The sequence below is a fragment of the Herbidospora daliensis genome, assembly GCF_001570585.1.
Classification (GTDB): Bacteria; Actinomycetota; Actinomycetes; order Streptosporangiales; family Streptosporangiaceae; genus Herbidospora; species Herbidospora daliensis.
In genome coordinates this window covers 81,693-93,572 of the sequence record NZ_BBXF01000014.1, presented here as the reverse complement: position 1 = coordinate 93,572, position 11,880 = coordinate 81,693, and the positions used below count along the sequence as shown (strand labels likewise).

The 11,880-nt window shown below is 68.1% G+C and carries 8 protein-coding genes; 3 read left to right on the top strand and 5 right to left on the bottom strand.

Annotation, left to right across the window (positions count from 1 at the left end):
• Positions 1–821: 821 nt before the first annotated feature.
• The gene (gene ssb / locus AW274_RS38195; protein WP_062443995.1) at positions 822–1,361 is read right to left on the bottom strand and encodes a single-stranded DNA-binding protein; all 540 of its coding nucleotides are present in this window, start codon (positions 1,359–1,361) and stop codon (positions 822–824) included.
• Between the two features lie 1,596 nt (positions 1,362–2,957).
• Between ssb and AW274_RS38190 the strand changes: the two genes are divergently transcribed.
• Both AW274_RS38190 and ettA read left to right on the top strand, forming a co-directional pair.
• Complete coding sequence (locus tag AW274_RS38190) at positions 2,958–4,160, top strand: GGDEF domain-containing protein (RefSeq protein ID WP_232320693.1); 1,203 nt, start codon at positions 2,958–2,960, stop codon at positions 4,158–4,160.
• 21 nt (positions 4,161–4,181) lie between these two features.
• Positions 4,182–5,846 carry an energy-dependent translational throttle protein EttA gene (gene ettA / locus AW274_RS38185; protein ID WP_062443988.1) on the top strand — a complete coding sequence of 555 codons (1,665 nt, stop codon included), beginning with the start codon at positions 4,182–4,184 and terminating at the stop codon, positions 5,844–5,846.
• Positions 5,847–6,158: 312 nt separating this feature from the next.
• Here the strand turns inward: ettA and AW274_RS38180 are convergent, their stop codons facing one another.
• Positions 6,159–7,637 carry a DUF1996 domain-containing protein gene (locus tag AW274_RS38180; RefSeq protein WP_062443985.1) on the bottom strand — a complete coding sequence of 493 codons (1,479 nt, stop codon included), beginning with the start codon at positions 7,635–7,637 and terminating at the stop codon, positions 6,159–6,161.
• 132 nt (positions 7,638–7,769) lie between these two features.
• On the opposite strand from AW274_RS38180, the gene AW274_RS38175 reads away from it, so the two are divergent.
• On the top strand, positions 7,770–8,363 hold the full coding sequence (locus tag AW274_RS38175; protein WP_198169605.1) for an HAD family hydrolase: 594 nt from the start codon (positions 7,770–7,772) through the stop codon (positions 8,361–8,363).
• Between the two features lie 189 nt (positions 8,364–8,552).
• On the opposite strand, the gene AW274_RS38170 is transcribed toward AW274_RS38175, so the two are convergent.
• Genes AW274_RS38170 through AW274_RS38160 form a run of 3 tightly spaced genes read right to left on the bottom strand, consistent with a single transcriptional unit; the run spans position 8,553 to position 11,395 of the window.
• Entirely contained in the window at positions 8,553–10,046 is a 1,494-nt protein-coding gene (locus AW274_RS38170; RefSeq protein WP_062443977.1) for a glycoside hydrolase family 13 protein, read from the bottom strand.
• A 1-nt stretch (position 10,047) separates the two neighbouring features.
• A complete protein-coding gene (locus tag AW274_RS38165; protein WP_062443973.1) occupies positions 10,048–10,425 on the bottom strand; it encodes a globin in 378 nt (125 codons plus the stop codon).
• A gap of 34 nt (positions 10,426–10,459) precedes the next feature.
• Complete coding sequence (locus AW274_RS38160; RefSeq protein ID WP_232320692.1) at positions 10,460–11,395, bottom strand: mechanosensitive ion channel family protein; 936 nt, start codon at positions 11,393–11,395, stop codon at positions 10,460–10,462.
• Positions 11,396–11,880 lie beyond the last annotated feature (485 nt).

Below are 11,880 nucleotides of genomic sequence, written 5' to 3'. Positions count from 1 at the left end.
ATCGTGCCGCCCGACGTGTGCGTCCAGGTCACCGCGATCCGCAAGTGCGCCGAGGGCAGGCGTGATCGGGCTGCCCGTCGTGTGCGGCCCGGTCACGGCCGACCTGCAAGTGCGCTTGCGGTACGTCGTGATCGTGCCGCCCGACGTGTGCGTCCAGGTCGCGGTGACCTGCAAGTGCGCCTCGGCACGACGTGATCAGGCTGCCCGACATGTGGAGCTAGATCACGGTCGACCCGCAAGTGCGCTTGCGGTACGTCGTGACCCTGCCGCCCGACATGTGCCCACAGGTCACGGCGACCCGCAAGGCGCCTATGGCACGACGTGATCGGGCCGCCCAACCTGTTGCGGCCAGATCACCCGATCACCAGTGCCCGACCATCACGGGCACGGGCAGATCTCGTGCCGCCCTCGCAGTCGCGTGTCGTCGGTGGTCGTGTCCGGGCGCGCCGAGCCATTCGGTGACCTCCGCAGCCGCCGTGTCAGGCCCGGTGGCGGCTTCCAAGCCGAGATCGGCCAGGACAGTTTCCAGGTCAGCCAGGTCTCTGATCTGTGAAAGGGGCCCATCGAGGAGCGCACGGGCCCATTCACGGAGGAAGCAGACCGTACGACCCGCTTCCAGGCGTCCCGGTCGTTAGGTGAAGCCACCCGGCGTGCCTCCGCTCGGAGCGCATCGATGGACGTGATGGGCAGATCCTGGATACTCGCCAATTCTCCTGAGCCGCCATCGCCAGGTCGATCGTGCACGGGTTGGGTCTGAACGGTGCCGGCCTGCTCGGGGGAGGCGAACAGGCCGGCCCAGACGGTGGGGACCGTCGAATTCGTCAGGCGGCGGCAGGGACCACCTCATCGGGCCACGACTCGGTCTCCTCCGTCTCGGCGGGCTCGTCCTGGCCCGCGCCGCCCTCCAGGACCCGCAGGCCGGGAGTGTTGAGCTCCCAGTCGCGGGTGTCGTCCTCCATCGCACGCAGGTCGTCGTCGGTCATGGCCCCGCGCGAGGCGCCCCGGGCCGGACGCTCGAAGCTGGAGATGCCCCACTTCAGGTCATGGCCGACGGAGGTGGCCTCCACCTCGACCCAGAAGCGCTGCTCGCCCTCCCGCTCGAACTGCTTCACCCGCAGCTTCCCGACCACCACGACCGGATGCCCCCGCCGGACCGACTGGGCCACGTGGTCGGCCAGCCCCCGGTAGGACCTGACGGTGTAGAAGGTCGTCTCGCCGTCACGCCAGGTCTGCGTCTGACGGTCGAGGATCCGGCGGTCGACGGCCACCCGCATGGAGGTGGCCCGGGATCCGTCTCCGAACGTAAATTGCTTCGGGTCGTCGGTGACGTTGCCGGTCAGCGTCACGTAGATCTCGCTCATAACTCTCTGTCCTCCGTTTGCCCGGACCCTCGCCGGGCTCGGGCACAACAGTGGCCCCCGCCCAACCTCGCCGGCCGTCGTGAATCCGCACCTGTGGATAACCCGACCGCCGCAGTAGTCCTGTGGATATCCGGACCGGCCGCACGCGCCGACAGAAGGACATGAGACCCGTTTCGCGGACCCTGCTGAGAAGCCCGTTTCGGCAAAGGGTCAGACCTTCGGCACAGTGCGGCGTTCGAAGGACCCGACTGGCGGCTCAGCTTGGAGCCGTCGCTCATGCATCGGCTCCAGCAGCAGCGACAGAGCGTCGGCTAATGCCAGCTGGGACTGCCACCCACACGGTGGACACCGCCCGGAGCGACTTTTCTGCTTGCAGCGCTGTAGGAACCGTCGCTCACGTGGGGCCGCCAGCGTAAACGACAGGTCTGCACAGGCGCTGGCTGACGTTGTAACTAAACGCGGGCAGGCACCAACGGCAGATTTGCGCATGGCACCGGTTGGGGAGGTCCCATACAGGGTGGGAACCGGCCGGATCGGCAGATTTGATGCCGGTTGGGGGCCTCGTCCGCTGGCGGGAACTGGCCGATTGGCGGATCTGCGCGTAGCGCCGGTTGTGGAGGTCGGATACGGGTGGGAACGGGCCGGATCGGCAGATTTGATGCCGGTTGGGGGCCTCGTCCGCTGGCGGGAACTGGCCGATTGGCGGATCTGCGCGTAGCGCCGGTTGGGGAGGTCGGATACGGGTGGGAACGGACCGGATCGGCAGATTTGATGCCGGTTAGGGATCTCGTCCACAGGATGGGAACCGGCCGATTGGCAGATCTGCGCATTACGCCGGTTCGGGGGCGTCGCCCACAGGGGCGGAATCGGCCGGATCGACGGGTCTCCGCCCGACATCCGTTGAAGTCGTCACTCGCGCGTGGCGCCCTGCACACAGCGCCGGGTCTACAGGAGGCAGCCCGCCCTGATCCCGCCGATCATGCTCGTGCACCCGGGGAAAGGAAACCCCGCTGTCACCAAACCCCGCAAACCCTCCAAGCACACCAAAAACCAGACCTGGCACCTCGTGGCCAGATCTGGTTGGTGATCGTCAGGCCCCCGAAAAAGTTGGGGGCCCCGGTCTGTCGTCCCGGCTGGGGAGAGCCGGAAGCGGTGCGGACTTCTGGGAGACGGTCGCTGGTGCGCGATGGAGGGGGCATCGGCCGTGCGCGGCCGGTATCCCGCACGCTGTTTCACCAGCGTGGGGAGGACGGCCGATGGCGACTAATCGTGTCGCTGCGAGAGCACCAGACTGGTCAGGTCCAGACAACGCCCCGAGCCATGGCTGCTCCTTTCCGCGCGCGGCCCGCTCCGGGTGAGCGGTCAACCTCCGTGCCGGCCATCGGATTGTGATGGCCACCTCGCCCAAGGTAGCGGTTCCCGTCGCGCGTCGCACACTCCGCAACTATTGTGTTACACATCGTGAGACGCTGCGTTCAGCGGATGAGAAGGCGTTTGGGGGAGCGGATGACAGCGCCCAGTCAGACCTCGGCCAAACCAATCGGGGGGCCTCCGTCGCGGGCGGGCCGCTGGCCTTTGATGGCACAGCGACGCCCGTTGGTCGGCTATCTCTTTCTGATCGTCACCATCGATCTCGTCGCGATCGCCGGGTTGTCGCTGGTGACCGTTCCGTCGGTCGGCGATCTGCTGGTGTTCTGCTCGCTGATGGCCTGCGGCGCCGTGTGCATAGAGGCCACCCGGCGGCTCGGCATGCCCGCCGGGGTGTCGCGTGACCTGCTGTCGGCCTGGTGGTTGCCGGTGGCGCTGCTGCTGCCGCCGGTCTACGCGCTGCTGGCGCCGATTCCGCTGCAGATCCTCCTGCAGCTCAGAGTGCGGGCCACCGTCGTCTATCGGCGGGTCGTCACGTCGGCGGCCATCGGGCTGGCGGCGGGGGCGGCCTCGCTGGTGTTCCACTCGCAGGTCGACGACCCCTCCCGGCTGACCGAGGGGGTGGGCTGGCCGATCGTGCTGGCCGTGGGCTGCGCGGCGCTGTTCACGATCCTCAACACCGCGCTGATCGCGGTCGCGGCGCACACCGCCGACCCCGACGTGCGCTGGCGCGACGTCCTCTGGGATCGCGAGAGCCTGCTGCTCGACGCCGTCGAGCTCTGCCTCGGGCTGATCGTGGCGATCATGTGCGGGCTCAACCTGCTGCTGCTCGTGCTGGCGCTGCCGCCGGTGATGTTGCTCCAGCGCAGCCTGATGCACGCCCAGTTGCAGGCCGCCGCCCGCACCGATCCGAAGACCGGGTTGCTGAACGCCGCCGCGTGGCAGCGTGAGGCCGACACCGAGATCGTCCGGGCCCATCGCACCGGTGAGATGCTCGCGCTGCTGATCGTCGACATCGACCACTTCAAGCGGGTGAACGACACCTACGGGCATCTCGTCGGCGACCAGGTGCTCATCGGGGTGGCCGCCACGCTGCGCAGCCAGCTGCGCGACTACGACGTGGTGGGGCGGTTCGGCGGCGAGGAGTTCGTGGTGCTGCTGCCGCGGGCCGATCTGGCCGAGGCGCGGCGGGTGGCCGAGCGGCTGCGCAGCCGGGTCGGGCGGATGGCGGTGCCCGCCGACGACGCCATGATCACGGTCACGATCTCGCTCGGGGTGGCGATAATGAACGTCCACGGGCATGATCTCATCGAGCTGCTCGCTGCCGCTGACCTGGCTCTTTACCGGGCCAAGGAGCTCGGGCGCGACCGGGTCTGCCTGCCGGCGCAGCAGATGCCGCCGCCCGGCGGCAAGCCAGCAACCGCGTGCTGAGTTGCCACTAAGCTTGACTGCATGGCCGAGTACATCTACACGTTGCAGCGCGTGCGCAAAGCACACGGCGACAAGGTGATCCTTGACGACGTCACGCTGTCCTTCCTGCCCGGAGCGAAGATCGGGGTGCTTGGCCCGAACGGAACGGGCAAGTCCACCCTGCTGCGCATGATGGCCGGGCTCGAACCGACCTCCAACGGCGAGGCCCGCCTGATGCCCGGTTACACCGTGGGCATGCTGCAGCAGGAGCCCCCGCTGAACGAGTCCAAGACCGTTCTCGGGAACGTCGAAGAGGGCGTCGCCGAGACCAAGGCGATGCTCGACCGTTTCAACGCCATCGCCGAGGAGATGGCGACCGACTACAGCGACGCCCTGCTCGAAGAGATGGGCAAGCTGCAGGACGAGCTCGACCACCGCAACGCGTGGGACCTCGACGCCCAGCTCGAGCAGGCGATGGACGCCCTGCGCTGCCCGCCGCCCGACGCCGACGTGACCACCCTCTCCGGTGGTGAGCGCCGCCGGGTCGCGCTGTGCAAGCTGCTGCTGGAGCAGCCCGACCTGCTGCTGCTCGACGAGCCCACCAACCACCTCGACGCCGAGAGTGTCAACTGGTTGGAGTCCCACCTTGAGAAGTACCCCGGGACCGTCCTGGCCGTCACCCACGACCGCTACTTCCTCGACAACGTGGCGACCTGGATCCTCGAGCTCGACCGCGGCCGCTGTTTCCCCTACGAGGGCAACTACTCGACCTACCTCGAGGCCAAGGCCGCCCGTCTGAAGGTCGAGGGCCAGAAGGACGCCAAGCGCAAGAAGCGCCTCGAAGGCGAGCTCGAGTGGGTGCGCTCCAACGCCCGCGCCCGTCAGACCAAGAGCAAGGCCCGTCTCCAGCGCTACGAGGAGATGGCCGCCGAGGCCGACAAGTTCCGCAAGCTCGACTTCGAGGAGATCCAGATTCCGCCGGGCCCGCGTCTGGGCACCACGGTGATCCGGGCCGAGCACCTGACCAAGGGCTTCGAAGACCGCGTCCTGATGGACGATCTGACGTTCGACCTGCCCCGCAACGGCATCGTCGGCATCATCGGCCCCAACGGCGTCGGCAAGACCACCATGTTCCGCATGATCACCGGGAACGAGACCCCCGACAAGGGCGGGATCGTCATCGGCGACACCGTGAAGATCTCCTACGCCGACCAGTCGCGCGGGGGCATCGACCCGGCCAAGAACGTGTGGGAGGTCGTGTCCGACGGGCTCGACTTCATCAAGGTCGGCAACGTCGAGATGCCGTCGCGGGCCTACATCGCCGCGTTCGGCTTCAAGGGCCCCGACCAGCAGAAGAAGGCTGGCGTGTTGTCCGGCGGCGAGCGCAACCGGCTCAACCTGGCGCTGACCCTCAAGCAGGGCGGCAACGTGCTGCTGCTCGACGAGCCGACCAACGACCTCGACACCGAGACGTTGTCGTCGCTGGAGAACGCGCTGCTCGACTTCCCCGGCTGCGCCGTGATCACCTCTCACGACCGGTGGTTCCTCGACCGCATCGCGACCCACATCCTGGCCTGGGAAGAGGGTTCGAACTGGTTCTGGTTCGAGGGCAACTTCGCCGACTACGAGAAGAACAAGATCGAGCGTCTGGGCGCCGAGGCGGCCCGTCCGCACCGCGTGACCTACCGGAAGCTGACCCGCGACTAGGGTCCGATCCGAACAGAAGAGAAGCCACCCGCGCCCACCGCGGGTGGCTTCTCTCGTCAAGGGCCCCGAAACCGTTAGGGCCGCTGAAATCGTCAGCGGCCCCAAACCGTCGGGTGCCCCACAACCGTCGAGTGCCTCGAAACCGTCGAGTGCCCGGAAGTCATTAAACGGTCGGGGACCGCCAAAAGGGTCGGAGGCCGCCAATGGGCCGAAAAGCGTTGGTGGGCTGGAAATCCGAAAGAGGCCGGGAACGCACCGTGCCGGCGCCCCCCTGAGATGTGGGGCGCCGGCACGGCGTTCAGCGGGGGAGCGTTACTTCTTCCAGCCCGGCGTGACGCCGCACTTGGCCTTCTGGTTGATGCAGACCTTCACGAGGGCGCTCAGGGTGTCCTGCGTCCAGGCGTTCATGAAGTCGCCGTGGATCGAGGACGCCATGCCCGACGACAGCGCGAGGCCGTCGCCGCCGAGCGAGTCGTAGCCGAGCATCATCGAGATGTTCGGGACGGCGACGGGGTAGTCGCCGGTGCAGGTGCCGTTCTTGGCGGGGCCCATGTGGGACTTGTGGTCGGGCGAGTCGATGTGCTTGCCGTCCCAGCAGTCCTGGAAGGTGAGCTGGTAGATCAGGTTGCCGCCGGGGGCGCAGACGGGCCAGTTGCCGTCGGCGCTACGGCCGGTCTCGGCGCTGCCGGCACACCAGAACTGGCCGGAGGCGCCCTTCGGAGTGGCGACCTGACGCTTGGCGTCACCCTGGACGACACGCAGGCCCGGCGGGAACGGCCGGACCTCCGACGGGTCCTTCAGGCGCGAGCCGTAGTAGGCGCGGAAGTTCTTCATCGGGACCGGCTTGCCGTTCTTCAGCAGGGTCGGTGCCCAGTAGGCGCTGTTGTCGCCAGGAGCGTCACAGGTCGTGGTGCTCTTGAGCAGGTCTTCGGTGGTGGTCTTCGCGGAGACCTTCGGGCCGAAGAAGGTGTGCAGGTGCGAGGCGCCGACCAGGCCGGGCAGGACGATCGGGTCGTCCGCGGCCTCGTTGGCGGTGGTGCAGTTGGTGTGGAACTCGGGCACCCGCACGATGTTCGCGGGCACCGTCTCGAACGGGATCTTGTTGTACGCGTCGAGCGTCTTCTTCCACGCCGCCTGGTCCACGGGCACCCAGCCGGTGGCGGGGGCGGTGGGGGTCGTCGTCGGGTTGCTGGTAGGCGTCGACGTCGGCTTGGTCGGGGTGGGCGTCGGGGTCGGGGTCGTCGGGTTGGAGCCGCCCCCGCCGGTGCCGAAGACCTGGAACTCCCACAGGGAGACGCCGTACTGGCTGGAGCGCTTGGTGGCGTACAGGCGGACGAAACGGCCGGTGGTCGACAGGTCGATCGTCTGCACACCGCCCTTGTTGGAGGTGGTGTTGTACACCGTCTTCCAGGGGCCGCTGCTGGTGGCGGCGGTCTGGAGCTGGAAGGCCGTGGCGTAGGCGCGCTCCCAGTTGATGACGATCTTGTCGATGGCGGTGGACTTGCCGAGGTCGACGGCGAGCCACTGCGGGTCGCTGAACTTGCTGGACCAGCGGGTGCCGGTCTTCCCGTCGAAAGCGGCCGCGGGCGACAGGTCACCGCGCTCCGACGACGAGGCGATGGCGGTACGGCCCTGAGAGACGGGCGCTTCGGCTGCGATGGCCGGGGAGGTGACGCTCACCACGGAGGTGCCCAGGAGGCCGACGAGGGCACCGGCCAGCGCCAGGCTGCGGACCTGACGTGCACCGGACTGGCGTCCGGCTCGGATGCCGCGCGAGGCGGGTGTGCTCATGGTGGTTGGAGTCCTTGTCCTGTTGAGGAGACGTGGAGGGGGCGCTCACTACGCGCCGCCACACAGGAGACCTCCGGGTCGCGAGGGGATAACAAAAAGTTCCCAGAAGTTTTTCGGGGCATGATTCACCGGGTGAGAGTGGTCACCTTCGACGGCGACGAGACCCTGTGGGACTTCCAGGGAGCGATGCGGCGGGCCTTGGTCTTGGCGGCGGGCCTCTTCGATCCGCCGGTGACGGCCGAGTGGCTGAGACGGGTCCGCGACGACGTGGCGGCCCGGCCCGAGTTCGCCGGCGCGCCGATGGAGGACATCCGGCGGGCGGCCTTCACCGAGTGCGCCCGGCTGACGGGCGCGGCGGGCGGCTTCGCCGATCGTGTGCACGCCGAGTACATGCGCGCCCGGCACGCCGGGGTCACCCTTTATCCGGACACGCTGCCCTGTCTGCGGGAGCTGCGGTCGCGCGGCCACCCGCTGGCCCTGATCACCAACGGCAACTCACGCCCTGACCTGATCGGGGTGGCCGATTTCCTGTCCTGTACGGTCGTCGCCGCCGAATGCGGCCATCGCAAGCCCGACCCCGAGATCTACCGTCACGCGGCGGCCCGGCTGGGGGTGGAACCGGAGGAGTGCGTCCACGTGGGCGACCACCTGATCGAGGACGTGCACACGTCGGCGACCTCGGCGACCACCTCGGCCTCGTCGGCGTCGGGATGGAGCTCGCGATAGGCCGCACGAGCGGCCGCCAGGAATCGCGCCGGATCGACGACCACGACGTCCCGGCGGGTCCGGACGCTGATGATCATGCCCTCGTGTAAAGCGGTCACGGCGTCAGTCTCCCAGGAGTGGTTTTCTCCTCCTGGGTGGAAGACGACGGGAGAAGTGAGCGGGTAGAAAACTTTCCCTCTCAGAACACGGTCAGGTCAGCAACCAGGCTCCGCCGTCGGCCGGCAGCAGGTCGTCGACCAGTGGGGTCGTCGCCAACACCAGCTCCTTGTGCTCCGGCAACGGAACGGGCACGTCGCCGCAGTTCACCGCGCAGATCACCGACCCCCGCCGGAAGAACAGCGTGTCGGCGGGCCCCGCCAGCCATTCGATCTCGCCGCCCGACATGATTCGCTTCCGCCAGGCCAGGGCGGCCTTGTAGAAGGACAACGTCGAGGCCGGGTCGGCGGCCTGGCGTTCGGCGGTTAGCAGTGCCCAGCTCGACGGCTGGGGCAACCACGGTTCGCCCGTGCCGAAGCCGTAGGGGCTCGACGAGCCCGACCACGGCAGGGGGACCCGGCAGCCGTCGCGGCCGGGTAGTTCGCCGTTGGTCTGGAAGAAGGTCGGATCTTGCCGCTTGTCGGGAGGAATTTCCTGTACCTCGGGGAGGCCGAGTTCCTCCCCCTGGTAGAGGTAAGCCGACCCCGGGAGGGCGAGCATGGCGAGAAGTGCGGCTTTCGCCCGGTCTATGCCCCCGGACGGCGCCAGGGAGCCCTCGCCGTACCGGGTGACATGGCGGACCGAGTCGTGGCTCGACAACACCCACGTCGGCGCCGCGATCTCCGACAGGGTCTTGTCGATCACCGCGCGGAACGCGTCGGCCGACCAGGGGGCCTTCAGCCAGGCGAAGTTGAAGCTCTGGTGGAGTTCGTCCGGACGTACATAAAGAGCGAGGTCCTCCGGAGTGTCGGTCCAGACCTCGCCCACGAAGGCACGTTCACCGGGATAGGTGTCCATGAGCGCCCGCCACTCGCGGTAGACCCCGTGGACCTCGGGACGGCTCGACATCGGGCTGCCGGACACGAAGCCGGCGGTGGTGTCGGGCAGGTCTTCGGCCTTGTAGAGGCCGTTGGCGACGTCGATGCGGAAGCCGTCGACGCCCCGGTCGAGCCAGAAGCGCAGCACGTCGAGGAACTCGGCGTGGACCTCGGGGTTGCGCCAGTTGAAGTCGGGCTGCTCGGGGGCGAACAGGTGGAGGTAGTAGGAGCCGTCGGCGACGCGGGTCCAGGCCGGGCCGCCGAACACCGACTGCCAGTTGTTGGTCTCGGTGCGGAAGATGTAGCGGTCGCGCTTGACGCCCTTCAGCGCCTCCTGGAACCACGGGTGCTCGATCGAGCTGTGGTTCGGCACGATGTCGATCATGACCCGCAGGCCCAGCGTGTGGGCCTCGGCGATCAGGGCGTCGAAGTCGGCCAGGGTGCCGAACGACGGGTCGACGTCGCGGTAGTCGGCCACGTCGTAGCCGCCGTCGGCCATCGGTGACCGGTAGAAGGGGGTCAGCCAGATGGCGTCGACGCCCAGCTCGGCGAGGTAGGGGAGCCGGCTGGTGATCCCGGGAAGGTCGCCGACGCCGTCACCCGAGGCGTCGGCGAAGCTGCGGACGTAGATCTCGTAGACGACGGCGTCGCGCCACCAGGGGGAGGTCATCTCATGCGTTTACCAGGCTGTGGGCGGCGTAAACCAGGTATTGCCACAGCTTGCTCTCCTGTTCGGCGGGCAGCTGGAGCTCGTTGACCGCGTCGCCCATGTGCTTGAGCCACGCGTCGCGCTCGGCCTCGCCGATCACGAACGGGGCGTGCCGCATGCGCAGCCGGGGGTGGCCGCGCTCCTGGCTGTAGGTGCTGGGGCCACCCCAATACTGCTTGAGGAACATCCGCAACCGGTCTTCGGCGCCCTCGAAGTCGTCTTCGGGATAGAGGGGTTTGAGCACCGGGTCTTCGCGGACGCCTTCGTAGAACCGCCTGACGAGTCGGTCGAAGGTCTCCTCGCCACCGACGAGGTCGTAAAACGTCTGCTCGCTGCTCACCTTCTCAGGTTAAAACAGCTCACGAGTGCCGGTGTCACGCGATCGTGGCGATGGCCAGTCCGCGCTGGTCGAAAGCCCTCTTGATCCGGGTACGCAGCTCCCGCGCCACCTCGTGCTGCTTGCCCGGGGCGGTCTTGGCGACGACCCGGAAGACGATGGCCGTGCCGGAGATCTGCTCCATGCCGAAGACCTGGGGCTCCTCGACGATGATGCTGTCGCGGTAGAGCTGGTCGTCCCACATCTCGGTGGTGACGTCCACCAGGATCTCGCGGGTCTGGGCCACGTCGGAGTCGTAGGCGACGGGGATGTCCACGAGGGCCCGCGACCAGCCCTGCGACTCGTTGGCGACGCGGGTGATGGTGCCGTTGCGGACGTACCAGACCTTGCCGTCGGCGTCGCGGAGCCGCGTGATGCGCAGGCTGACCGCCTCGACGGTGCCGGTGGAGACGCCGACGTCGACCACGTCGCCGACGCCGTACTGGTCCTCCATCAGCATGAACATGCCGGCGATGAAGTCCTTGACGAGCTCCTGGGCGCCGAACCCTATGGCGACGCCCAGGATGCCGACGCTGGTCAGCAACGGCGCCAGGTCGAGGCCGAGGCGAGAGATGATCATCAGCAGCGCGGTGCCGAGGATCACTATCGACGTGACGTGCCGCAACACCGAGCCCAGGGTCTCCGATCGCTGGCGGCGGCGCTCGGCCAGGATCGCGTCAAGGCCCTCCTGAGGGCCGCCGAACCGGGACCGCAGCCGCTCCGGCATCGACACGGAGGAGGCGCGGGTGGAGACGCGCTTGATCAGGCGGTGCACGATCGCCCGGAGGATGATGGCGACGACAAGGATCAGCACGATCGCGATGCTCGCGCTGAGCAGGCCCGCGACGATCTTCGCCCAGTCCGCGTTCCCTATGAGGCCGCTCACCAGATTGCAGATCCCGAAGTCGTCACTGCTGCAGACCGCGTTCGCCACATCCTTCGGATCAGGGATGAAGTTTGTGGAGGTCGGCGTGGGAGTCGGGGAAGGGCTCGGGGAGAGCAGGAACACGGAGTGGATCCCCCTCGGATCGGCTCGGTCGGATTCGGGCAGGCCTGCACCCATTTTTGCCGATCAAACCGGCTGTCGTCACATTCACGCCGGGGGACGTGAGCACGGTCCCGCCGGGCCGCGGAGGGCGGCGGGACCAGTGCTCGTGTGGCGGTCAGCGGGGCGGAGACGCGCACCCGGAAGCGTGTCTCGTGCCTTTCTCCGAGAGGGGGATCCCCCCCAGTGCCACCCGCGTCAGCGGGCGGCAGACCAGGGAAAACCGTGGTTGTGACAGTGGAATTCGGAGCCGGCGGGCCGGCCACAACGTTCCCGTGGGAACGTTCCGCACCGGGCCGCCCGCCGGCTCCGTGGAGCCGCGGCGGTGACGGCGGGCTCAGGGTGACTGCGCTTCACCCGGCCCGTCGCCGTTT